At 72.9% G+C, this 24623-nt stretch carries 14 protein-coding genes; 9 read left to right on the top strand and 5 right to left on the bottom strand.

The features are described from left to right. Positions 1–296: 296 nt before the first annotated feature. Positions 297–1157 carry an SMP-30/gluconolactonase/LRE family protein gene (locus tag ACFY6U_RS36320; protein WP_390045180.1) on the bottom strand — a complete coding sequence of 287 codons (861 nt, stop codon included), beginning with the start codon at positions 1155–1157 and terminating at the stop codon, positions 297–299. Then, the gene (locus ACFY6U_RS36315; RefSeq protein WP_390045178.1) at positions 1154–1927 is read right to left on the bottom strand and encodes an IclR family transcriptional regulator; all 774 of its coding nucleotides are present in this window, start codon (positions 1925–1927) and stop codon (positions 1154–1156) included. The genes ACFY6U_RS36320 and ACFY6U_RS36315 overlap by 4 nt, the downstream gene beginning before the upstream one ends. Positions 1928–2103: 176 nt before the next feature. Between ACFY6U_RS36315 and ACFY6U_RS36310 the strand changes: the two genes are divergently transcribed. Continuing rightward, positions 2104–2658, top strand: a complete 555-nt coding sequence (locus ACFY6U_RS36310; protein ID WP_390045177.1) for a hypothetical protein — start codon at positions 2104–2106, stop codon at positions 2656–2658. On the opposite strand, the gene ACFY6U_RS36305 is transcribed toward ACFY6U_RS36310, so the two are convergent. Continuing rightward, positions 2639–3517 (bottom strand): RimK family alpha-L-glutamate ligase, encoded by an 879-nt coding sequence (locus ACFY6U_RS36305; RefSeq protein ID WP_390045175.1) that lies wholly within the window; start codon positions 3515–3517, stop codon positions 2639–2641. The genes ACFY6U_RS36310 and ACFY6U_RS36305 overlap by 20 nt on opposite strands. 132 nt (positions 3518–3649) lie before the next feature. Here ACFY6U_RS36305 and ACFY6U_RS36300 point away from each other — a divergent pair, with 132 nt between their 5' ends. From ACFY6U_RS36300 to ACFY6U_RS36280, 5 genes are all read left to right on the top strand, one after another. Further along, positions 3650–4759, top strand: coding sequence for a MerR family transcriptional regulator (locus ACFY6U_RS36300; protein ID WP_390045173.1), 1110 nt, complete (start codon positions 3650–3652; stop codon positions 4757–4759). 348 nt (positions 4760–5107) lie between these two features. Next, positions 5108–6550, top strand: a complete 1443-nt coding sequence (locus ACFY6U_RS36295; protein ID WP_390045171.1) for an acyl-CoA synthetase — start codon at positions 5108–5110, stop codon at positions 6548–6550. After that, on the top strand, positions 6543–7922 hold the full coding sequence (locus ACFY6U_RS36290; protein WP_390045169.1) for a carboxyl transferase domain-containing protein: 1380 nt from the start codon (positions 6543–6545) through the stop codon (positions 7920–7922). The genes ACFY6U_RS36295 and ACFY6U_RS36290 overlap by 8 nt, the downstream gene beginning before the upstream one ends. Positions 7923–8079: 157 nt before the next feature. Next, positions 8080–9117 carry a rod shape-determining protein gene (locus tag ACFY6U_RS36285; protein ID WP_351499533.1) on the top strand — a complete coding sequence of 346 codons (1038 nt, stop codon included), beginning with the start codon at positions 8080–8082 and terminating at the stop codon, positions 9115–9117. Positions 9118–9244: 127 nt separating this feature from the next. Beyond that, positions 9245–9772: a hypothetical protein gene (locus tag ACFY6U_RS36280; protein ID WP_390045484.1), complete on the top strand. Its 528-nt coding sequence runs from the start codon at positions 9245–9247 to the stop codon at positions 9770–9772. A gap of 61 nt (positions 9773–9833) precedes the next feature. On the opposite strand, the gene ACFY6U_RS36275 is transcribed toward ACFY6U_RS36280, so the two are convergent. Beyond that, a complete protein-coding gene (locus tag ACFY6U_RS36275) occupies positions 9834–10748 on the bottom strand; it encodes a DUF4231 domain-containing protein (RefSeq protein WP_390045167.1) in 915 nt (304 codons plus the stop codon). Between the two features lie 508 nt (positions 10749–11256). On the opposite strand from ACFY6U_RS36275, the gene fxsBH reads away from it, so the two are divergent. Continuing rightward, positions 11257–13371 (top strand): radical SAM/SPASM protein FxsBH, inactivated beta-hydroxylase extension form, encoded by a 2115-nt coding sequence (gene fxsBH / locus ACFY6U_RS36270; protein ID WP_390045482.1) that lies wholly within the window; start codon positions 11257–11259, stop codon positions 13369–13371. A 167-nt stretch (positions 13372–13538) separates the two neighbouring features. Continuing rightward, on the top strand, positions 13539–18293 hold the full coding sequence (gene fxsT, locus ACFY6U_RS36265; RefSeq protein ID WP_390045165.1) for an FxSxx-COOH system tetratricopeptide repeat protein: 4755 nt from the start codon (positions 13539–13541) through the stop codon (positions 18291–18293). A gap of 23 nt (positions 18294–18316) precedes the next feature. On the opposite strand, the gene ACFY6U_RS36260 is transcribed toward fxsT, so the two are convergent. Next, positions 18317–19252: an anti-sigma factor RsbA family regulatory protein gene (locus ACFY6U_RS36260; protein ID WP_390045163.1), complete on the bottom strand. Its 936-nt coding sequence runs from the start codon at positions 19250–19252 to the stop codon at positions 18317–18319. Between the two features lie 528 nt (positions 19253–19780). Between ACFY6U_RS36260 and ACFY6U_RS36255 the strand changes: the two genes are divergently transcribed. Beyond that, positions 19781–24604, top strand: a complete 4824-nt coding sequence (locus ACFY6U_RS36255) for a family 43 glycosylhydrolase (protein WP_390045161.1) — start codon at positions 19781–19783, stop codon at positions 24602–24604. Positions 24605–24623: the final 19 nt, after the last annotated feature.

The following is a 24623-nucleotide window of genomic DNA, read 5'->3' as shown; positions in this document are numbered from 1 at the left end:
CCGCGCTGGGCAGTCGACCGTCTGCGGGGCCGTCGTGGCTGATCGCGCAGTTCCTCCCCCAGCCTTCGGCCGGGGGTACCCCCAGCGCCCCTGACGGAGCCTGCCGAACGACCGTCGGCAGCCTGCAGGAGCTGATCGCACCCACGCCGCCGCAGCCGCACATCACACACAGCCCCGCACCCCTGACGGAGCCTGCCGAACGACCGTCGGCAGCCTGCGGGAGCTGATCGCACCCACGCCGCCGCAGCCGCACATCACATGCAGCCCCGCACCCTTGACGGGGCGCTGCCGTTAGGTCAGCCCTGGAAGGCCGGCTGGGCCACGCCCCTGCCCGCGTCCGGGATCACCAGCAGGGACCCCGCCGTCGGGTGCGGCGCCTTCTGCCCCACGCGGGCCGTCGTGACGTACAGGTCGGTCAGATCGGCGCCGCCGAACGCGCACGCCGTCGTGAGCGTGGCGGGCAGGGCGATGATCCGGTCCAGGTCGCCCTCGGGCGTGTAACGCCGTACCGCTCCCCCACCCCACAACGCCACCCAGACACAGCCGTCCGCGTCGACCGTCAGGCCGTCCGGGAAACCGGCGTCCTCCTCGATCGTCACCAGCGGGCGGCGGTTGGTGGGGAGTCCGTCGGCGTGGTCGAAGACGTCCACCCGGCGGGTCGGCGTGTCGACGTAGTAGACGCGGCTGCCGTCCGGGCTCCAGCCGATGCCGTTGCTGACGGTGACGTCCGGCAGCAGCGTCGTCACCGTGCCGTCGGGTGCCACCCGGGAAAGCGTGCCGCCCCCGGTCGCCTCGTCGTAGCGCATCGTGCCCGCCCACAGGGAGCCGTCGGGCGCGACGGCCGCGTCGTTGGCGCGGCGGCCCGGGACCGGCTCGCGGTGCAGCCAGCGGAACGTGCCGTCGGGGTCGAGGAGGCCGACGCCGTCCCGGAGGTTGAGGACCAGGCCGCCGCCCGCGCGGGGCTTGACCGCGCCGACGTGCTGGTCCGTCGTACGGATCGCGCGGCGCCCGGTGGCGGGGTCGTACGTGTGGATCCGTGAGCCGAGGACGTCGATCCATATCAGGCGTCCGGTCGCCGGGTCCCAGGTGGGACCCTCGCCGAGGGTCGCCTCCGTGGCGACCGCGACCTCGTACGCCGTCGTCGTCACCGTCGTCATGCCACGCTCCGGTGGCCGAGGCGCTCGGAGAGTTCGGCGGCGCCCTTGGCCGCGAGCTGCTCCAGCTCGCCGCGGCGCTCGTCGCTCCAGCGGATCATCGGGACGGAGATGGACAGTGCCGCGACGACCTGGCCGGTGCGGTCGCGGACCGGCGCGGCGACGCAGGAGACGTCCGGGTTGGACTCGCGGCTCTCCACGGCGATACCGCGCGCGCGGATCTCCGTGAGGGCCTCGCGCAGGGCGCCCGGCTCGGTGATGCTGTTCGGGGTCATCGCGACGAGGTCGGCGTCGTCCGGGATGCGCGTGGTCAGCTCCGGCTCCGGCAGCGAGGCCAGCAGCATCTTGCCGACCGAGGTGCAGTGGGCGGGCAGCCGGCGGCCGGCCGCCGAGACCATGCGGACCGCGTGCGTGGAGTCGACCTTGGCGATGTAGATGACGTCGGTGCCCTCGAGGATCGCCACGTGGACGGTCTCGTCGCAGGTCTCGGCGACGGACCGGGCCACCTGCTGGCCCTCGGCGGCGAGGTCGAGCTGCTCGGCGTACCGGCTGCCGAGCTGGTACGGACGGACGCCGAGCCGGTAACGTCCGGGCTGTCCGGGTACGGGCACGATGTACGACCGGGCGGAGAGCGTGGTCACCAGCTCGTGCACGGTGGTCCGCGGCAGCTGGAGTTTGCGGACTATGTCGGGGGCGGAGAGGGTCCCGTCCCCGTCGAGGAAGAGCTCAAGAATGTCGAGAGCCCGGGTCACGGCAGGCACGAGGCGTCCCACGTCCGGCCCCCTCCCTTGGGTCTAGGCGCCGGATATCGGTGCGGCGCGCGTCTCAGCTGCGGAGCCGTTCGAGATATCAACAGGCGATCGGCATGACGAACACAGGCTAGCCATCTGGGATTCCACGGGCAATGGCCTGGAAGAAGCCGGGTAGCGGCGCGTGCACCATGGGTGGCATGCAACTGGACTTCCAGCTGGTGCTGCTGCGCCGCATGGCCGACCACAACCCGGACCTGGTCGAGGACGCCCGGCGCACGCTGGGCGCGTCGATCGCGGACATGCGGGAGGCCAACAAACGCTGGCAGGCGATGGCCCGCTCGCCCCGTTCCCGCTCGGCGGCGGCCCGCTACCGGTCGGTCCTCGGGCCGCCCGAGCGGGAGACCAAACGCACCGTCGGCGACCTGGAGTGCGCGGCCTGGCAGTGGCCGCTCCCCCTCTGGCCCACCCTGCGCTTCGAGGTCATGGTCGGCCCCGGCGGCACGGTCTGGAACGAATGGCTGGTCCGCGCACCCGGCGCCCCCGCCCCGAGGCTGGAGACCTACGACGACCTCACCCCCTGGTCCTGCACGGTCGACGAGGCCGCCCGCGCCTTCGCCCCCGCCCGCCCCCTGGAGGGCACGGCCCCGACCCGCTGGGGGCTCACCTTCAAGGTGCCCGACGGCCGTCAGGTGGTCGCCGAGTTCACCTGGGGCCTGCTGCAGCGCACCGCCGTCACCGACGAGCCGCGGTGAGGATCGCCTCGGTCACCCCGGCCACCGATCCCGGGTGCAGGAACAGGAACAGGTTCGGTTCGACCAGCTCCAGCTCCATCACCTGCGGCCGCCCGTCCGCGCCGTCGACCAGGTCCACCCTGGCGTACAGCAGCTCGGGCGCATCCGGTACGGCGGCCAACGCGCTTTCCGCCACGGCGAGTTCGGCCGGAGTCGGGGTCCAGGTCTCCAGATCGGGGTGGGCGACCTTGTCCGCGTCGTACGCCGTGCCCGGCGTGAGCACCGCCCGCTTGCGGCTGGCGTGCAGCAGCCGCCCGCCGAAGAACTGCAGCGCCCGCTCCCCGCTGACGTCGATCCCGGAGACGTACGGCTGGACCATCGCGGTCAGCCCCTCCTCGTGCATCCGGGCGAGGTGCCGTACGGCCGTACCGTGCTCGCCGGGCGTGTAGCGGGCGGCGAACCGGGCACCGGCGCCGAAGGTGGGCTTGACGACGAAGTCGCGGTCGACGGGGAGGGCGGGGCCGGCCGGGTCACCGGGGGCCACGTACCGGGTCGGCACGACGGGCACACCGGCCGCCGCGAGGTCACCGAGATACCGCTTGTCGGTGTTCCACCGCACGACCTCCGCCGGGTTCGCGATCCGGGTCGCCTTCCCCACCCGCTCCGCCCACGGCACGAACTCGTCGGCGCGCCAGCTGTAGTCCCAGGCGGAGCGGATGACGACCAGGTCGTGGGCGCCCCACTCCGTCTCCGGGTCGTCCCACGGGCGGGCGACGGCCTCGGCCCCCGCGTCGGCCAACGCCAGCAGCAGCACCGGCAGGTCCTGGTCCCTGTTCGGTTCCGTGCCGGGGTCGTAGGTGGCGAGGGCTATGCGAGGCACGGTGGAGCTCCCTTGGCTGACGGCGACCGCGTATCCCCGGCAGGCTAACGGGAACGCTGTTGACCTTCACCTTCGGTGAAGCCCCAGCATCGGTGGCGGACGTCGAGGAACGTGAGAGGGGCGGGAGACGGCATGGAGTGGCTGACCATCGGGGCCTTCGCGAAGGCGTGCCGGCTGTCGCCGAAGGCGTTGCGGCTGTACGACGAGCTGGACCTGCTGAAGCCCGCCCGGGTCGATCCGGAGACCGGCTACCGGTACTACGCCGGCGCGCAGCTGGAACGCGCCCGGCTGGTGGCCTGGCTGCGGCGGCTGGGCATGCCGCTGGCGCGGATCCGCGAGGTGTGCGCGCTGCCGCCCGGACCGGCCGCCCGCGAGGTGCGGGCGTACTGGGCCCGCGTCGAGGCGGAGACCGCCGCACGGCGGGACCTGGCCGCGTTCCTCGTCGACCACCTGTCCGGAGAGTCGAGAAGGGACACGACGAACATGCTGGAACTGCGTTATGCCGCCCACTCGGACCGGGGGCATGTCCGGCCGTCCAACCAGGACACCGCGTACGCGGGGCGCCGGCTGCTGGCCGTCGCCGACGGGTGCGGGCCGGCCGGGGCATCGGCCAGTGCCGCCGCCGTGGCGGCGCTCAAGCCCCTGGAGGAGGCGGAGCTTCCGGCCGGGAACGTGCTGAACCTCCTGGAGGACGCGGTACGTTCGGCGGCCGAGGCCGTACGGGGGGTGGCGGAGGGAAGTGCGGATGTGGGTACGACACTCACCGCGCTGCTGTGGACCGGGTCCCGGCTGGCCCTGGTGCACATCGGGGACTCGCGGGCGTATCTGCTGCGGGACGGGGAGCTGTTCCGGATCACGCACGACCACAGTGTGGTGCAGACGCTGATCGACGAGGGCCGGCTGACGCCGGAGGAGGCCGAGAGCCATCCGCAGCGGATGCTGCTGGCGAAGGCCCTGCCGGGTGACACCGCCGACACCCCGGACCTGAAACTGCACGAGGCCCGGGCAGGCGACCGGTACCTGGTCTGCTCGGACGGGCTGACCAGGGAGGTCTCGGAGGAGCGGATCAGGGAGTTGCTGGGCGGGGGCGAGCCGGGGGACGCGGTGCGGGTACTGGTCGGGGCGGCCAACGAGGCGGGCGGCACCGACAACGTGAGCGCGGTCGTCGCCGACGTCGTGTCGCCCACCCACCCGTCTCGGTCGGACAGGAGGCCAGGGCAGAACGAGATCCGACCGGAGTGAAAAGCCGCCGCCCAGGCCCCCCGGCCCGACCGACGACAGGCCGCGGAGCGAGCGCGCCGACCGCAGGGCCGGGGGGGACCGGGGCGGGAGGGCGACCGCGGGGCGAGCACGCCGACCGCGGGCCGGAGGGTCGACCGGGCGCGGCTGCACTGGCTGGAGCATCGCGGGCCGTGGGCGGTGGAGGTGCGGCTCGCGCCCGATTTGTGCGCGGTCGTCGGGACGCGGCGGCGGTGCGGGCCGGGTGATGTGATCAACGTCGTGGTACGGAACGCGAGTGGGGCGGCCCTGGAGGGCGGCGGCTGGTGTAGGAAGAGGCTGTCGAGGTTCCGGACGGTGAGGAGTCGTCGCGTGTCGTTTCTGTTTCCGGCCCTGGTGGACGGTCCGGGCGAGCGGTTGGCCCTGCGGTTCGGGGCGCGGTCGTTGACGTACGGGCAGCTCGCCGCCGCGGCCGGGGCCGTCGCCGGCCGGGTCCGGGGCGCCGAGCGGGTAGCGGTGTGGGCGACGCCGGAGCTGGAGACGGCGGTGGCCGTCGTCGGCACGCTGCTGGCCGGGCGGGCGGCCGTGCCGCTCAACCCGAAGTCGGGCGAGAAGGAACTCGCGCACATCCTCGCCGACAGTGCGCCGGCCGCGGTGCTGGCCGCGCCCGGCGCCGAACTCCCGGCCGCGCTGGCCGGATTGGAGCGGATCGAGGTCGACGCGGCGGCCGTGGGGGTGCTGCCCGAGGACCGTACCGCCGAGTCCGACCCGGCCCTCGTCGTCTACACCTCCGGCACCACCGGCCCGCCCAAGGGCGCCGTCATCCCGCGCCGGGCGCTCGCCGCCACCCTGGACGCGCTCGCCGACGCCTGGCAGTGGACCGGGGAGGACGTCCTCGTCCACGGCCTCCCGCTCTTCCACGTGCACGGGCTCGTGCTGGGGATCCTCGGGCCGCTGCGGCGCGGCGGCTCGGTCCGGCACCTGGGGCGGTTCGACACCGACGGGGTCGCGCGCGAGCTGAACGACGGGGCGACCATGCTCTTCGGTGTCCCGACCATGTACCACCGCATCGCCGAGGCGCTGCCCGCCGACCCCGGCCTGGCGAAGGCGCTCGGCCGGGCCCGGCTGCTGGTCTCCGGCTCCGCCGCGCTGCCCGTCCACGACCACGAGCGGATCGCGGCGGCGACCGGACGGCGGGTCGTCGAGCGGTACGGCATGACGGAGACGCTGATGAACACCAGCGTGCGCGCGGACGGGGAGGCCCGGGCGGGGACCGTGGGCGTGCCGCTGCCGGGGGTGGAGCTGCGGCTGGTGGAGGAGGACGGGACGGCGATCGCGGCGTACGACGGGGAGACCGTCGGGGAGATCCAGGTGCGCGGCCCGAACCTGTTCACCGAGTACCTCAACCGGCCCGACGCCACCGCCGCCGCCTTCACCGCCGACGGCTGGTTCCGCACCGGGGACATGGCGGTGCGCGAGCCGGACGGCTATGTGCGGATCGTCGGGCGCAAGGCCACCGACCTGATCAAGAGCGGGGGTTACAAGATCGGCGCCGGGGAGATCGAGAACGCGCTGCTGGAACATCCGGGGGTGCGGGAGGCCGCGGTCACCGGGGAGCCGGACGCGGACCTGGGCGAGCGGGTCGTCGCCTGGGTCGTACCGGCGGAGCCCCAGTCGCCGCCTTCCGCCGAGGAGCTGGCGGACCACGTGGCCGGGCGGCTCGCGCCGCACAAGCGGCCCCGTGTCGTCCACTACCTGGACGCCCTCCCCCGCAACGACATGGGGAAGATCATGAAGCGGGCCCTCGGTGCCTGAGCCGACGCCCGGGCGGCTCTCGGCCCGCCGGATCCTCACCCTCGTCACCGACCCCGGTACCTTCGCCGAACTCCCGCATCCGGCCCGGCAGTCGCCGCCCGACGGCCCGCTCGGCTGGCAGGGGTACGACGCCTCGCGCGCCCGCGCCGCCGAGCGCACCGGCGAGGAGGAGTCCGTCGTCGTCGGCACCGCGCGCGTCGAGGGCACGGCGGCGGTGCTGATCGCGTTCGAGTTCGGCTTCCTCGGCGGCTCGCTGGGCGAGCGGACCGGGGACCGGCTGGAGGCGGCGTACGTCCATGCCCGCGCCCACCGGCTCCCGGTCGTGCCGCTGGTCGCCACCGGCGGCAGCCGGATGCAGGAGGGCATGCTCGCCCTGTCCCAGCTCCAGCGCGTGGCCCGCCAGTCGGCGCTCACCCGGGAGGCAGGGCTGGCGCAGGTCGCGGTCCTGCGCGACCCGACGACCGGCGGCGGCTGGGCCACCCTGGGCGCCGGCGCCGACGTGATCCTGGCGCTGCCCGGCGCCCAGGTGGGCTTCGCCGGCTCCCGGGTCCGCCCGCCGGACGCCGACCCGGCCGCGTACACGGCGGAGGCGCAGCTCGCGGCGGGGTCGGCGGACGCCGTGGTGCCCCCGGCGGAGCTGAAGGCGACGCTCGGACTGTGGCTGCGGCTGCTGACCGCCCCCGCCCCGATACCCGCCGACCCGCCGGCCGCCCTCGGCTCCGCCGCGCTGCCCGCGACCGGCTGGGAGGCCGTACGGCGCGCCCGCGCCCCGCACCGCCCGCGCGCCGAGGCCTACCTGGACGCGTACTTCACCCGCCGGGTCGCCCTGACCGGCGACCGGTGCGGCGGGGCGGACCCGGGCGGGATGCTGTGCGGGTTCGGCGAGCGGGCGGACGGCCGTACGGTCGCCTTCGCCGCGCAGACCGGGACGGCGACCAGGCCCGCCGGGTACCGCACCGCCGCCCGCCTGATGCGGCTCGCGGACCGACTGGGCATCCCCGTGCTGACCCTCGTCGACACGCCGGGCGCCGCGAACGACGCCGAGGCGGAACGCCAGGGCGCGGGTGCCGCCATCGCGGAGCTCTTCGGCGAGGTCGCGGCGGCCCGGACGCCGATCACCACCCTCGTCGTCGGGGAGGGCGGCTCGGGCGGCGCCCTGGCACTGGCCGCGCCCGGCAACACCTGGGCCACCCCGGACAGCTACTTCTCCGTCATCGCCCCGGAACTGGCGGCGGCGATCCTGAAGCGCCCCCCGGAGGACGTCGAGACCACCGCCGGCCAGTTGCGCATCCGCCCCCAGGACCTGGTGGAGCTGGGGGTGGTCCGCGGCATCGTGGGCGACTCCACGGACGGCCTCACCCCGCCCGGCTGACCTCCGGGGCGGCCGGGCCGGCCCGAAACCCCCCGTTCAGCCGCGCCCCGCCCGGCCCCTCCCCGCAGGCGCGCCGCTCGGATCCCCCGGAGGATGCGAAGCAGGCCGCCGACCGGCGGTACCACCCCACACGGCCCGCGCACCGGGAGGATCTGCCGTGACCGTCAGTCTGGAGCAGTTGCGCCGCTGCCATTTCGCCGTCGATCTGGGGGCCGCACGCACCCGGGTGTACGTGAGGGGCATGGGCCTGGTCGTCGACCAGCCTTCCGTCGCCGCGATGAACACACGTACCGGCGCCCTGATCGCCGTCGGCGAGTTCGCGGAGAAGATGACGGGCCGTACCCCCGACTACATCCGTGTCGTGCGGCCCGTCTCCGGCGGGACCGTCGTCGACATCGAGATGGCCCAGCGCATGCTGCGCCATCTGCTCGGCGACAAGATCCGCCGTTCGCTGCGCCGCAGGCCCCGGCTGCGGGCGGCGGCCTGCACCCCGCACGACGCCGACCCGCTGGCCCAGCGGGCGACCATCGAGACGCTGGTGGGGCTGGGGGCGCGGCGGGTGGAGCTGGTCGACACGCTGATCGCCGCCGCCGTGGGGTGCGGGCTGCCGGTCGAGCGGCCGGAAGCGAGCATGATCCTCGTCTGCGGGGCCGCCGCGACGCAGGTCGCCGTGCTCTCCCTCGGTTCGATCGTCTGCGCCGAGCGGATGCCCGTCGGCGGGGAGGCCGTGGACCACGCGATCGTCCAGCACCTGCGCCACGAGCACGAGCTGATGCTGCCGAACCAGTCGGTACGGCCCCTGCAGCTGGCCCTGGACGACAACGGCCTCACCCCGTACGGCCCGGCCTCCACCGAGATCCACGGACGGGACGTGGTCACCGGGCTCGCCCGCAGCGTGCGGGTCGACACCGCCGCCGTCCGGGACGCCATCCAGACGCCCCTCATGTCCGTCCTGGACGGGATCGGCAAGGTGCTCCGCGACTGCCCGCCCGACCTGGTCGCCGATCTCGCCGACCGGGGCATCATGATGGTCGGCGGATCGGCGCTGCTGCCCGGCTTCGACCAGTTGCTGCGGGAGGCCACCGGCATGCCGGTGCACATCGCGGAGCGGCCGGACGTGTGCGCCGTCCAGGGCATCGGAGCCATGCTGGAGGGCCGGATCGAGCCCCTGGTGCTGGACCCGCTGGCCGCCTGAACACCCCGTATGCCGCGCGCGGCACCGACGTGAGTCGACGCGCCCCCTGCGCACCTTGGCGCCCCTCGATTAGGGTGGACTCACCGATGGTGACGGGAGGGGACGTTCCGTGACAGCCGATATCGCCATGTTCACCGAGTACCTCGCCGAGACGGCACCGGTCCCCCGCCTCGCCGTCACCCGCGTCGGCGTGACCGGACACCGCGCGATCCCGCCGTCCGTCCTGCCCTTCGTCCGCTCCGCCCTGCGCCGCCAGTTCAGCCGCAGCGACGTGCGGTGGGAGGCCCTCAGCTGTCTCGCGGCCGGCGCCGACCAGCTGTTCGCCGACATCGCCCTGGCCCACGGCGTCCCGGTGACGGCCGTGATCCCCGGCATGGACTACGAGGCGCACCTGGGCGACGATGAGGCCCGGACCGCGTACCGCAGGCTCCTGCGGTCCTGCCGGAACCGCGTCGAGCTGCCCGTCCAGCCGACGCACGAGCAGGCGTACTTCGCGGCGGGCTGCTGGGTCGTGGACCACTCCGACCACCTGATCGCCGTCTGGGACGGCCGCCCGGCGCGCGGCCTCGGCGGCACCGGCGACGTGGTGGCCTACGCGCGGCGCAAGGGAGTGCCGGTGACGGTGCTGTGGCAGGCGGGGGTACGGCGGGACTGACGCCGGCCCGCCCGCCGTGGCGCGGGCGTGCGGGGCTGCGGGCGGGCGTGCGGGGAAGGCATCAGGTGCCGAAGCGCACCAGCCACTCGGTGTGCGCCGGGGACATCAGGCGCTCCGCCTCCCCCACCGCCTCGGCCCAGCCCGCCTCCGTCACCGTCGTGGCCATGGCGATCCGGGTGGTCTCCAGATCCTGTTCGATGAGGGAGTGGGCCTGCGTCAGCGGGCCGTGCCGGCGTACCTCCTGCCAGGCGACACCCGCCGCGGCGGCCGCGCTGAGCAGCCCCGCGAGGTCGGCGCCGCCGAGCAGGCCGACGGTGCGCAGCAGGGCGGCCGCGAGGGCGCACAGGGTCAGCGCCGCGGTGACGGAGGACCAGCGGGCGGCGGCGCGGTGCGCGCGGGCGGCCCGGTTCTTGTACCAGACCGCCTGTTCGAGGAGCCGGTCGCGCAGGTAGAGGTCCCGGCGGGCCGCGTAGGACTTGGCGCGCTCCGCGCGCATCCGCGGGGTGATCTGCCCCTTCCCCCGCTCCCCGGGTTCGCGGGAGTCCTCCCAGCCGCAGGTGCGCAGCTCGCGCAGGCGTTGTTCGAGGCGTTCGGCGAACACCGCGTCCGGGTCGGCGACATGGGAGTGGAGGGGGCCGCCGTGCACCATGTACTCCCAGGCCAGCGACTTGAGCAGTTCGGCGGCCGCCCGGTGCGCCTGCCAGTGCGCGCGGGACCGGCGGCGCGAGGTGCTCAGGCCGAGGGCTATCGTCAGCCCGTAGAGCACGGCGGCGAGCACCGTCATGACGTGCCCCGAGGCCTGTTCGGTCAGGACCGCCGCCGTGGTGGCCAGCAGAAGCAGGATCAGATGCGTACGCACCGCCCGGAACGAGTCACTCTGGTGGCGTAACGCCCACCGGTCACTCACCTGGAACAGCGGTGGCAGGTCCCCGTCGCTCAACGTGGTCCGCGGTACAGGAGTGACAGCCGCCCCCATGACGCCCCCTGGATTCGCTGCGCGCCCCCGACAGTCTTCCGCGCGCCTCCGAAGAACCAGCGTAAGAAGTCCCCGGGTGCGGAAACCAGTCCCGCGCACAAGTGAGGCATTCCTGATATATGGTTCCGCGTCAGCACGACCAGACTGGCGCGGACGTCCGTAAATCCTGTGAGCCGCCGAGGAGTTGCGTGTGCGACAGTCACTGGGACGACAGCGGCTGCACCCATCCGAACCGGAGCTGAGAGACACCATGATCCTTGCGGTGACGCCGGCGAGGCGCCCTTCCCCCACCACCACGAACACGTCGGGACGCACGCACCTGAGGGACATCGGACCGTGCACGGCCGCCGCCGCGCGCACCGCGGGCCGCGTGACCTGCCCCGACAACCGTCCGAACCGACCCGTCACGTTCAACTCGGCCTGCTGAGCGGGGAGGGCTGACGTGGGGCAACGCGCCGACGGGGCATCAACAGCCGCGGGACGCCCGGAGCTTCCCGGCAGCCCGCCTCTGAGACAGCTGGTCCTCAAGATCCACAGCAGGTGCGATCTGCTCTGTGACCACTGTTACGTGTACCAGCACGCCGACCAGAGCTGGCGGTCCCGCCCGACCTTCATCCGTCCGGAGACCGTGCGCGCCGTCGCCGCCCGGCTGGCCGAGCACGTGGAATCCCGGGCCCTCGACTCCGTGTCGGTGATCCTGCACGGCGGCGAACCGCTGCTGGTGGGCCCGGCCCGGCTGCGGGACATCTGCGCGGAACTCACCCGCGCCCTCTCCCCGGTGACCGCGCTCGACCTGCGCATGCACACCAACGCGGTCACCCTGAACCGGCGGCACCTGGACGTCTGCCGGGAGTTCGGGGTCCGGGTCAGCGTGTCGCTCGACGGCGACCGCGCGGCCAACGACCGGCACCGGCTCGACCGCAGGGGCCGCAGCAGCCACGACCGCGTGGTCCGCGGCATCCGGCTGCTCCAGGAGCCCGAGTACCGTCACCTGTTCAGCGGAGTGCTGTGCACGGTGGACGTGGCGAACGACCCGGTCGCCGTGCACGACGCCCTCACCGGGCTGGACCCGCCGCGGATCGACTACCTGCTTCCGCACTCCACCTGGGACAGCCCGCCGCCCAACCCGGCCGGGACGCCGACGCCGTACGCCGACTGGCTGCTCGCGGTCTTCGACCGCTGGGAGCAGCAGGGCCGTCCGATGCCGGTGCGGACCTTCGACTCGGTGCTCAGCACGCTGCGCGGCGGACCGCCGCTGACCGAGGCGCTGGGGCTGGCGCCCAGCGACCTCGCCGTGATCGAGACGGACGGCACCTTCGAGCAGGCCGACTGGCTGAAGACCGCCTACGCGGGCGCTCCCGAGACGGGTTACGACGTCTTCCGGCACGGTTTCGCGGAGTTCGCCGCGCACCCCGGTGTGCAGGCCCGGCAGCGGGGCGTCGACGGACTCAGCGACACCTGCCGTAGCTGCCCGGTGGTGGGGTCCTGCGGCGGCGGCCTGTACGGGCACCGGTACCGCCCGGAGAACGGCTTCGACAACCCCAGTGTTTTCTGCGGCGACCTTCGCTCCCTGGTCGAGGGCATCGCGGACCGGATGACCGACCACGCGTTCTCGCCCGCGGTGCTGGGCTCGGACCGGCTCGCCTGGGCCCAGCTGGAGTTGGACCGGGTGCTGCTGCGCCGGACGCAGGAGCACCTGGCGTCCGAACCGGACTGGGCGGAGGCCTGGCGGCTGCTGCTGGCCCTGGACGCCGACCCCGGCACCGCCCCGCACCTGGACGAGGTGCTGGCGCACCCCTATGTGCGCACCAGCCTCCGGCGGTCCCTGCGCGGCCCCGCCGACACGGCCCGGTTCATGTCGCTGGCCGCCGCGGCGGCCCTGCGGGCAGGGGTACCTGCCACGCTGTCCTGGGACCAGCCCGGCACCCGGCTGCACCTGCCGACCTGGGGCACCTACCGCCTGGACGCCCCCGGCCGTATCGAGGTCACCGTGGCGCCGGACGCCTTCCGGGTGCGCGCAGAGCACGCGGCCGACGGCAGCTGGGTGCGCCTCGACGAGGTCCCCGTCTCCACGCGCTGGCGCCCCGTCGACCGGCTGCCGGTCCAGGACGGCCCGCTGGTCGACGACGCCGACCCCTACCGCGATTGCTATCCCTGCCCCGTCGCCCCGCCGCTGGAGTGCGGCGAGTTCGCCGAACGGATGGCGCGCGCCTACGAGTTGCTGGCCAAGGACGCACCGGACCGGCACTCCGGCCCGGACGCGTTCCGCCCCACCGTCCTCACCCCGCTGGCGGCGGGCGGCGGCCTGGTCCTCGGCAGCCACGGGTTCGGGGCGCTGGGCGTGGCGGTCGACGTGACCCCCGAGGAGTTCGCCCGGGACCTCCCGCGCGTCGGCCGCCGGGCCCGCCTCACGGCGTTGCGCGAGACGGCCGACCTGCATCGGCCTGGCAGCCCCGCTGGCTCCCTGCTGGATCTGGCGGACGAGGAACTCGGCCGGGAGGCGTACGAGAGGGCGGCGGCGGCCCTCACCGCACTCACCCTGCTGCCGGAGAACGAGCTGACGCTGACCGGCGCCGTGCTGGTGGCGCGCATGTGGGCGCAGTGGGCGGACCGTCCTGCCTGAACAGGTAAGGATCCACATGTCCAGATATGGCCATCCTTTGTCCTGAAAGCAACCAACCGTATGACGTGCGGTCGGGCACATTGTTGGTTCCGGCCGTGGGGCACCGTCGGCGGGAACAGGCGACGGCCTGTCAGCGGACAGGGGGATGCGTGGGTACAGGCGAACGGGTGCAGGATCGGGTTGCGGGCAACCGGCCCTGTTTCTTCCTGTCGTACGCCCACACCCCGCGGTGGGGCCCGGACGGCGGCGACCCGGACCACTGGGTGCGCGTCCTGTTCGACGACCTGTGCAACCACGTCAGGGCGCTCATCGGCCTGCCCGCGGGTTCCCCGGCCGGCTTCATGGACCGGGAGACGCGCTCCGGGGAGGGCCGGCCCGAGAAGCTGAGCGAGAACCTCGCCGTCTGCCGGGTGTTCGTGCCGCTGTTCTCGCCGCACTACTTCTCCAGCGAGAAGTGCGGCCGCGAGTGGTACGCGTTCCACGAGCGGATGCAGAACGCCGGGACCACCGGGACGGCCACCGCCCCGGCCATCGTGCCCGTCCTGTGGACACGCGTCGAAAGACACGAACTTCCGGACTCCGTGAGGCACATCGGTATCGAGGACCTCTCGTCCGGCGGACGCGGCCGCAGCAGAGGGATCTACGGACTGATCAAGCTCGGCCGGCTGCGCGACGAGTACGAGGAGACCGTGTTCGGCCTCGCCGAGCGCATCGTGCAGGCGGCCCATGAGACCCGGCTGCCGCCCGGGCGCCCCCGGGAGTACGAGAACACCCCAAGCGCCTTCGGATCACACGGCACCGGCCCCCGGCGCATCCGGCCGGCCATGGCCGCCTTCGGCGACGGGACCACCGCCGAGGAACTCGAGCGGCGCGGAGGTCCGGCTGCCGCCGGGCCCGCACTTCCCCGCACCCCGTCCGGCGGACCCCTACCTGCCGTCCGGCCCGGACGCGGGAGACGACCCCGGAGGAGAGACATGACGGCCGCAGGGGACGGACGCATCATCACCTTCTACTCGTACAAGGGCGGCATCGGACGGACGATGGCGCTGGCCAACACGGCGTGGATCCTCGCCGCCAACGGCAAGCGGGTCCTCGCCGTGGACTGGGACCTGGAGGCCCCGGGGCTCCATCGTTTCTTCCATCCGTTCCTGGACCCCGACGTGCTCACCGCCACCGGCGGCGTCATCGACATCCTGCAGGACTACGCCTGGGCGGCGACCGACGGAATCAGCCGCACGGGCCCGTGGCACCTGGAGTTCGCGGACGTGGAGCAGCACGCCGTCTCGCTCTCCCCGGAACGCCAGGGACTCGCCTTCGGGCCCGGCGGCTCGCTCGACTTCCTCTCCGCGGGCCGCCGGTTCCGCGCCTGCACCGGCACGGCCTCCTCCCTGGAGTGGGACAACTTCTACGACCGCCTCGACGGCGGCATGTTCCTGGAGGCGATGCGCGACAACATGAAAGGGCGGTACGACTACGTCCTGATCGACTCGCGCACCGGCCTGTCGGACACCGCGGACATCTGCACCCGCCAGATGCCCGACGTCCTCGTGGACTGCTTCACCCTCAGCGACCAGTCCATCGACGGCGCCGCCGAGGTCGCGCACAGCGTCGCCGACGAGCACCGCGAGCGGCGGATCCGGGTGCTGCCCGTACCGATGCGCGTCGACGACGGCGAGAAGGACAAGGTCGAGGCGGGCCGCGCGGTGGCCCGGCTGAAGTTCGCCGGGCTGCCGAAGGGCCCGGACGGGGAGCGGCTGAGCGCCGACGAGGTCACCGCCTACTGGGGCAGCGTCGAAATACCGTACAAGCCGTACTACGCGTACGAGGAGACCCTCGCCGTCGTCGGGGACAGGAAGGGCGATCCCAAGTCGCTGCTGGCCGCCTTCGAACGGCTCACCGCGGCCGTGACCGACGACGAGGTCACCGCGCTGCCGCAGATCCCGGAACAGGCGCGGCTGCGCAGCCGGGACGCGTTCACCCGGCGCCGGCCGCAGGCCGACGGGGCGCGGGTGGCGATCGTGTACGCGGCGGAGAACCGGATGTGGGCCGACTGGATCGAGTCGCTGCTGAAGCGGGCGGGCTGCACCGTCACGCCGCACGACGTGGCCGCCGGGGCGCCCGGCAGCCCCGCCATTCCCGGCACCCGCACCCTGGTGCTGTGGTCCAAGGCACTGTACGGCTCCCGGCACACCGGGAGCCTGCTGGACCGTGCGGCCGACAGCGGGGCACCGGGATCACAGGTGCCGGTGCAGGTCGACGAGGTCCGGCTGCCGGAGTCGTACCGGGACCGGACCGATCTCGTCATCGACCTGCACGGACTCGACGAAGCGGGTTGCGAGGACGCGCTGCTCGGCGCGCTCGGGCTGCCCGGACAGGTGCCGAAGGGCGGACCGGCGGCGCCCCGGTTCCCCGGCCACGAACCGGATCACTGGAACGTGCCGCAGCGCAACAGCACCTTCACCGGCCGGGGTTACATCATCGAAAGGCTGCGGGAGCAGCTGCGCAGCGGCACGACCGCCGTACTGCCCCAGCACCAGGCGCTGTTCGGGACGGGCGGGGTCGGCAAGACGCAGATCGCGCTGGAGTACGTGCACCGGTTCAGCGCCGATTACGACCTGGTGTGGTGGGTGCCGGCCGAAAGCGTCGAGAGCGTGGTGGCCTCGCTCGCCGAACTCGGTTCCCGCATCGGCGCGCCCGGCGGCGAGGACATGGCGCTGGTCGGCAAGGAAACCGTCCGCATGCTCTCCCGGGGCAACCCCACCCAGCGGTGGATCCTGGTCTTCGACAACGCCGACGACCCGGACGGCCTCGCCGGGTACATGCCCAGCACCGGCGTCGGGCACATCCTCATCACCTCGCGGAACCAGGCGTGGTCGGACACGGGCGAGACGCTGCAGGTGGACGTCTTCCCACGGCAGGAGAGCGTCGAGCACCTGTCCCGGCGCGCCCCGGGCCTGACCCCGGAGGAGGCCGACCAGGTCGCGGACGCCGTGGGCGACCTGCCGCTCGCGGTGGAGCAGGCCGGGGCCTGGCTGGCCGAGACCGCCATGCCGACGGCCGAGTACCTGCGCCGCCTCACCGAGGAGACGGCCGCGGTGATGGGGCTCAACCAGCCCGCCGACTACCCCGATACGGTGGCCGCCACCTGGAACGTCTCCATCGAGCGGCTGAAGGAGCGGTCGCCCGCCTCGGTACGGCTGCTGCAGCTGTGCGCGTTCCTCGCCGCGGAGCCGATCGCCTCCGGACTGCTCTACGGCAGCGACGAGATGCTCGCCGCGCTGCGCCCCTTCGACCCCACCCTGACGGAGAGCCTGCTGATCGGTCGGCTGGTACGGGAGATCGGCCGGCTCGCCCTCGCCAAGGTCGACCAGATCTCCTGCTCGATCCAGGTGCACCGGCTCGTGCAGGCGGTGGTCCGCTCCCAGATGTCGGAGGATGAGCGGCGCATCGCCCGGCACACGGTGCACGAAATCCTCGAAGAGGCCCGTCCCAAGGGCGACGAGCCCGTCGACGACATGCAGAACTGGCCGCGGTTCGACATCATCTGGCCGCATCTCGGTGCCTCCGACCTCCGCAACTGCACCGAGGCGGAACCGCGCCGGCTGCTGATCGACCGCGTCCGCTACCTGTGGAAGCGCGGCGAGTTCCCGCGGGCGCGGCAACTCGCCGAGGAACTCCTCGGCCACTGGAGGGAACCCCTCGGCGAGGACGACGAGCAGTACCTGTACCTGCGCTGCCAGCTCGCCCACGTGCTGCGTTCCCAGGGGCTGTACGTCGAGGCGCGGGAGCTGGACGACGACGTGCTGGGGCGGCAGCGCCGGCTGCTCGGCGACCGGCACCCGCACACGTTGATCACCGCCTCCGGCCTCTCCAGCGACCTCGCGGCGCTCGGTGAGTACACCAGGGCCGTGGAGCTGGCGAAGGAAGCGCACGACGGCTTCAGCGACCTCCTCTACGAGGCCCACCCGCGCACCCTGAACGCGGCCGGCAACCTCGCCCTGGCACTGCGCATGGCCGGCAGGTACCGGGACGCCCGGCAGATCGACGAGCTCACCCTCGCCCGCCGCACCCAGGTGCACGGCGCCGAGCACATCTACACGCTCTCGTCCGCCGAGAACCTCGGCCGCGACCTGCGCGAGGTCGGCGAGTACACCGAGTCCGTGGCCGTGCTGTCCCGCGCGTACGACCAGCACAAGCGCGTGCTCGGCAAGGACTTCCCGGGCACCCTGCGGTGCGCGCTGTCGCTCGCGGTGTCGCTGCGCAGGGCCGGCGAGCTGGAGGACGCGCGGCGGCTGACCTCCGCGACCCTGGAGCAGTACCGGGCACAGCACACCGCGCCCACCCCGGACTCGCTCGCCTGCGAACTGAACCTCGCCGCCGACCTGTTCGCGGCCGAGGACCGGGAAGGCGCGCGCGACGTCGCCCGGAAAGTGCTCGCCGAGTACGTGAAGACGCCGGGCGAGGCCCACCCCTACACGCAGGCCGCGATGAACAACCTCGCTGTCTTCCACTGGGGTTGCGGTGACAGTGCGCAGGCCGAGGAGGTCTTCCTGAAGGTGCTCGACCGCATGACCGCCGTACTCGGCGCCCACCACCCGCACACCCGGTTCTGCTCCGCCAACTACGCGATCGTGCTCGCCGAGACCGGCCGCCCGGAGGAGGCCTGGGAGCGGGAGCAGCGCAGCGCCGACGCGCTCCGCGCCGACCTCGGCGCCCGGCATCCCGAAACCCTCGCCGTCGTCAGCAACGGCGCCCTCACCCTGACCGCCCTCGGCCGCCCGGATGAGGCCCGCGCGCTGCGCGACGAAGCGGTCGGGAGGCTGCAGGGGCTGCGCCGGCAGCTCGGCGAGAACAACGGCATCACCCGCTTCGCGCTGGAGGAACGGCGAGTGTACCGGGTCCTGGAGCCGCTGGGCGTGTGAGCCCCGGGGTCGGTCCCCGCCGCTCAGCGCGCGAACCAGCACCGCACCGTCGTCCCCTCCGGCCCGGTGTGCAGGCGGACCAGGTCGGCCACGACGTTGACGAGGAGCAGGCCGCGGCCGCCGGAGCGGTCGCGGGAGGCCGGGCGGCGGCCGGCCAGGGGGTCGGAGAGGTGACCCTTGTCGCGGACCTCGCACACCACGACGCCGTCCTCGGCCCACACCGCGAGCGTGCCCGAACCCCCGCCGTGCACCACGCTGTTGGTGGCCAGCTCGGCGACGGCGAGCGTCAGGTCGGCAAGCCGGCCGCCGGTCAGGCCGAGCCGGGCGGCCTCGGCGGCGGCGAGGTGGCGGGCCTCGGAGAGGGAGCCCGGCTCGAAGCAGACCGCCGGGACGGCGTCGGGCGGCGGCGGCAGGGGTTCGTTGTAGCGGGCGAGGGCGTCGGCGGGGGCGTAGGCGTGGCTGTCCTGGTCCGGTCCGCCGCCGGCCTGCCGCAGCGTGGGGTGGGTGGCGTGGGCGTCGGCGATGGCCTGCGGGTCGAGGCGCCGGGTGTCGTACGGGCACAGGACGGTCGCCGTACGGCCCCGGAAGGCCGCGTTGATCAGGGCCTCGTGCTGGACGCAGGCCGGGTACTCGGCGGTGGTGCGGCCGGGCCAGACGGGTTCGCCGATGATGCGGACGCGGCGGCCGGGCGGCTGTGCGTCGGCGAAGGCGTGCAGGACGCCGGGGATGATCCGCCCCGGGTTGCGGCCGGCCTCCCGCATGTCGAGGAAGCGCACCGGCCCGGCGTCGGCGCCCAGCGCGTCCTGGATGAGGCGGAGGTTCTCGCCGGGCACGGCGACGGCCACCGGATCGCCGGCGGCCAGTGCGGCCCGGACGAAGGACACCGTCCCGGCCAGGTACTCGCCCTCGTCGGCGTAGAACAGGGCGGGGTGGGCGAAGGGGCCGGGCGCGCCGGTCATGACGGCGTCGCCGCACGCCGTACCGGCTCCCGGATGGTCACGGTGCCCGCCTTCCTGCCGCCGGCTCACACACGTGCCCCGTGGCCGCCGGTCCAAACCGGCCCGCGCGGCCACGGGCGCGGGGCGCGGGTGCGGGTGCGGGTGCGGCCGGCGCGTACCGCCCGCCCGCACACCCGCACTAGTACGGCAGGATGCGCCCGGAAGGCGTCCTGCGGTCGATCTCCTGCCCGCGGGGAGCGGGCCGACGAACAACGCGTACGCGGATCCGACCGTCCATGACGCCCTCCTCTTGCCGAGCCCTGACCGGTGCCTGCTGTCCGGTAGGAGGGCTCTGCCCCGCACATGGCAGGTCCAAGCCTCGTGCGGGGCAGCAAAGTTGGCGGGGCCACCGAGGCGGGGGCCGGACAGGACGTTCGGCCAGTCGGACGTTGTTCGAAAACTCTTGACGGCCCCGTGGACATCGTTTGACACTCTCGCAACGCAATGTCATCTCCGTGTAACCGCTGAGGACTTGGCAGGGAGCCGCACATGACGCACACCTCACGCCTGCGCGGCCGCGCGAGACGCCGGGCGGGGCAGCTCGCCGGACTGACCGCCGCCTCTACCCTCCTGGCACTCCTCGGCCCCGCCCTTCCGGCCCGGGCCACCACCGAGGCCGTCGCCGATCCCGCCGCTCTCACCGACGGCCTCGCCCTCTGGTACCCCCTGGACGCCGACACCGGCACCACCGTCCCCGACGCCTCCGGCAACGGCCGTGACGGCACCCTCGACGGCACCGCCGACTGGTCGGCCTCCGGCCAGGGCCTCGGCTTCGACGGCTCCGGCACCTACGTCAAGGTCCCGGACGACGTCATGAAGGGCATGGACGCCATCACGGTGTCCATGGACGTGCGGATCGACTCCGCCCAGTCCACCCCGTACTTCCTCTACGGCTTCGGCAACTCCAGCGGCAGCAGCGGCAACGGCTACCTCTTCACCACCGGCAACTCCTTCCGCACCTCCCTCGCCACCGGCAACTGGTCGACCGAGCAGACGACCAGGCCGTCCGACTCCCACAACCTCACCCGCGCGGTGTGGAAGCACATCGCCTACACCCAGACCGGCACCACGGGCGTGCTCTACGAGGACGGCGTCGAGGTCGGCCGCAACACCTCGGTCACCATCACCCCCGGCGCCATCGGGTCGGGCAGCACCGTCGCCAACTACATCGGAAAGTCGGTCTACTCCGGCGACAAGCTCTTCAAGGGCCGCATCCGCGACTTCCGCGTATACGACCGCGCCCTCGACGGCTCCGAGGTCGGGCAGCTCGCCCTGCCCGTCGACACCCAGGGCGTCGCCGACGACAAGGCGGCCCTCAGCCTCGGTGACACCGGTGCCGTGACCGCCGACCTGGACCTGCCGAAGACCGGTACGGCGGGCGGGTCGGCCATCAGCTGGTCCAGCGACAACCCCGAGGCCGTGTCGGATTCCGGCAAGGTGACCCGGCCCGCCGCCGGCTCCCCCGACGCCCGTGCCACGCTCACCGCGACCCTCACCAAGGGCACGGTCACCGACACCAGGACCTTCGACATCACCGTCCGCGCCGACTTCGACGACGCCACCGCCGCCGAGCAGGCCGCCGGCGCCCTCACCGTCCACAACGTCGACGACGTCCGCGGCAACCTCACCCTGCCCGCCGACGGCCCCTACGGCACCGCCGTCACCTGGTCCTCCGCCGACCCGGACGTCATCGCCGCCGACGGCACGGTCCACCGTCCCGCGCACGGCGCCGGAGCCACGACGGTCGACCTGACCGCGACCGTCACCAGGGGCGAGGCGCACAGCACCCGCACCTTCACCGCCCGGGTCCCCGAACTCCCCGCCAGGGAAGCCCTCAAGGGCTACATGTTCAGCTACTTCACCGGCGAGGGCACCGCCGACGGCGAGCAGCTCTACGCGGCCCTCAGCAAGGGGAACGACCCGCTGAACTGGCGGGAGTTGAACGACGGGAAGCCCGTCCTGACCTCCACGCTCGGCGAGAAGGGCCTGCGCGACCCGTTCATCATCCGCTCCCCCGAGGGCGACAAGTTCTACCAGATCGCCACCGACCTCAGGATCTACGGCAACGGCGACTGGGACGCCGCCCAGCGCACCGGCAGCAGGTCCATCATGGTCTGGGAGTCCACCGACCTCGTGCACTGGACGGACCAGCGGCTGGTGAAGGTCGCCCCGGACAGCGCGGGCAACACCTGGGCGCCCGAGGCGTTCTACGACGCGAAGCTCGGCGAGTACGTCGTCTTCTGGGCGTCGAAGCTGTACGACGACGAGGCGCACTCCGGCGACACGTACAACCGCATGATGTACGCCACCACCCGGGACTTCTACACCTTCAGCGAGCCCAGGGTGTGGATCGACCGCGGCTGGTCGGTCATCGACTCCACGATGATCCAGAAGGACGGGACCTACTACCGGCTCTCCAAGGACGAGCGGAACAACACCTCCTCGACCCCCAACAGCAAGTTCATCTTCGAGGAGAAGAGCGACTCGGTCCTCAGCACCGACTGGACCCCGGTCGCGGAGGGCATCGGCAAGGGGGCCATGAGCGCGGCCGAGGGACCGTTGGTGTTCAAGTCGAACACGGAGGACAAGTGGTACGCGTTCCTCGACGAGTTCGGCGGGCGCGGATACGTCCCGTTCGAGACCGACGATCTCGACTCCGGGGTCTGGAGCCCGGTCGCCGACTACGACCTGCCCGCCAGGCCCCGCCACGGCACCGTGCTCCCGGTCACCCAGGCCGAGTACGACCGGCTCCTCCGCGCCTACCAGCCGGACCAGTCGGTGGAGAGCGTGGCGAGCGTGAGGGTGAAGACGAGGACAGGGCAGGCCCCGGTCCTCCCCGCCACCGTCATCGCGACCTACGCCGACGGCGTCGACCGGCCCGTGGCCGTCACCTGGGACGGCGTCCCGGCGTCCGCGTACGCGCAGCCCGGCACCTTCACCGTCACCGGCAGCCTCCCGGACGGCACCGCCATCCCGGTCCAGGCCGAGGTCACCGTGTCGGAGGAGGGTCCCGACGTCCCGGCCGACCTGCTGCTGCACTACGACTTCGACGACACCGGCGGCAACATCGCCGTCGACTCCAGCGGGCACGGCTACCACGGCACGTACGTCCGCACGCCCGCGTTCGGTACGGGGGTGAAGGGCGGCTCCTTCAAGATGTCGGGGGACGCGACGAGTTCGCCGTACGTGAAGATCCCGAACGGGGTGCTGGAGAACGCCGACAGCGTGACCGTGTCGACGTACGCCAAGTGGAAGGGCGGCGACAGCTTCCAGTGGCTGTTCGGGCTGGGCCCCGACAGCGACAGGTATCTCTTCGCGACCCCGTCCAACGGCGGCTCCAGCCTCTACTCGGCCATCACGAAAGCCAGTTGGTCGGCCGAGTCCAGGCTGACGGCCGACTCGCAGCTCACGCCCGGCGAGTGGAAGCACGTCACCGTCACCCTGGACGGCGCGACCGGCACGATGGTCCTCTACGTCGACGGCATCCAGGCCGCCCGCACGACGACCACCGTCAAGCCGTCCGAGCTGTACGACGCGAGCAAGGACTACACCGGCTACATCGGCCGCTCCCTGTACTCGGCCGACCCGTACTTCGGCGGTGAGGTCGACGACTTCCGCATCTACGACCGGGCCCTCTCGGCCGCCGAGGTGATGGAGCTCAGCGGCAACACTGCCGGGATCGCCAAGGCGGCCCAGACCGGTCTGAAGGTCGACGCCATCGTCGACGACGCGGACAGCAGGATCACGCTGCCGATGACCGGGGGCACCGATCTCACCTCTCTGGCACCGGAGTTCACCCTCGCCCACGGCGCCGCGATCAGCCCGGCCTCCGGGAGCGTGCAGGACTTCAGCAAGCCGGTGACCTACGAGGTGACGGGCTCCGACGGCAGGAAGCGCACCTGGACGGTCTCGGCTCTCATCATGAAGAGCCCGGTGCTGCCGGGGCTCAACGCCGACCCGAACATCGTCCGCTTCGGCGACACCTTCTACCTCTACCCGACCACCGACGGCTACGACGGCTGGAGCGGCACCCAGTTCAAGGCGTACTCCTCCACCGACCTCGTCCACTGGACGGACCACGGCGTCATCCTCGACCTGGGTCCCGACGTCAGCTGGGCGGACAGCAGGGCCTGGGCGCCGACGATCACCGAGAAGGACGGCACGTACTACTTCTACTTCTGCGCCGACGCGAACATCGGGGTGGCGGTGGCCGACTCACCGACCGGGCCGTTCAAGGACGCCCTCGGCAAACCCCTCCTCAAGTCCGGTGACTTCAGCGGCCAGATGATCGACCCGGCCGTCTTCACGGACGACGACGGGCAGTCGTACCTCTACTTCGGCAACGGCCACGCCTACGTGGTCCCGCTGAACGCCGACATGACATCCATCGACACGGCGAAGGTCAGGGACATCACGCCGAGCGGCTACAACGAGGGCTCGTTCGTCATCAAGCGCAACGGGATCTACTACTTCATGTGGTCCGAGAACGACACCCGGGACGAGAACTACCGCGTCGCCTACGCCACCGGGCCCTCCCCCACCGGCCCCTGGACCAAGCGGGGCGTGATCCTCTCCAAGGACCTCTCCCTGGGCATCAAGGGCACCGGCCACCACAGCGTCGTACACGTCCCGAACACCGACGACTGGTACATCGCCTACCACCGGTTCGCCATCCCCGGCGGCGACGGCACCCACCGCGAAACCACCGTCGACAAGCTGGAGTTCGACGCGGACGGGTTGATCAAGCCCGTCGTCCCGACGCTGACGAGCATCGATCCGGTGACCGTCGTGCACGCGGGTCCGGACGCCGACGGGCCGGAAGGGGACGCGATCCCACTCGCCGGCACGGTGTCGGGGGCCGGTCCCGGCAAGTGGACCCTCCCCGCGGGTGCCCCCTGCACGATCGCGGACCCCGGATCGGCCGCCACCACCGTCACCTGCACCGACAACGGCACCTTCACCCTCACCCTGACCGGCGGCCGCAGCACCGACACCACGACCGTGGCCGTCTCCAACGCCCCGCCGACCATCACCGACGCGCACGGCCACGGCGACCGGCGGGTGACCGTCACCGTCCGCTTCACCGACCCGGGCGCCTCCGACACCCACACCTGCGTCGTCGACTGGAAGGACGGCACCCGCCCGACGCAGGGCAAGGTCCGCGGCTCCGTCTGCCGTGCCGAGCACCTGTACCGGAGGCCCGGCGGGCAGCGGCCGGTGGTCACCGTCAGCGACGACGACGGAGGGACGGCCACCGTCGCCGTACCCCTCCGGCCACGGAACTCCGGGAAACCACGGTCCGACAACACGTGACTCACAGGCGGCGCCCGTG

The organism is Streptomyces sp. NPDC013157, from assembly GCF_042899865.1.
In the GTDB taxonomy this organism is placed as follows: domain Bacteria; phylum Actinomycetota; class Actinomycetes; order Streptomycetales; family Streptomycetaceae; genus Streptomyces.
This window is presented reverse-complemented; position numbering and strand designations above follow the sequence as displayed.

Excerpts from the sequence above, each read along its gene's own strand:
- ACFY6U_RS36275 (WP_390045167.1), bottom strand. The coding sequence starts at position 10,748 with ATGGGGGCGGCTGTCACTCCTGTACCGCGGACCACGTTGAGCGACGGG.
- ACFY6U_RS36280 (WP_390045484.1), top strand. The coding sequence starts at position 9,245 with ATGTTCACCGAGTACCTCGCCGAGACGGCACCGGTCCCCCGCCTCGCC.
- ACFY6U_RS36310 (WP_390045177.1), top strand. The coding sequence starts at position 2,104 with ATGCAACTGGACTTCCAGCTGGTGCTGCTGCGCCGCATGGCCGACCAC.
- ACFY6U_RS36260 (WP_390045163.1), bottom strand. The coding sequence starts at position 19,252 with ATGACCGGCGCGCCCGGCCCCTTCGCCCACCCCGCCCTGTTCTACGCC.
- ACFY6U_RS36320 (WP_390045180.1), bottom strand. The coding sequence starts at position 1,157 with ATGACGACGGTGACGACGACGGCGTACGAGGTCGCGGTCGCCACGGAG.
- ACFY6U_RS36255 (WP_390045161.1), top strand. The coding sequence starts at position 19,781 with ATGACGCACACCTCACGCCTGCGCGGCCGCGCGAGACGCCGGGCGGGG.
- ACFY6U_RS36300 (WP_390045173.1), top strand. The coding sequence starts at position 3,650 with ATGGAGTGGCTGACCATCGGGGCCTTCGCGAAGGCGTGCCGGCTGTCG.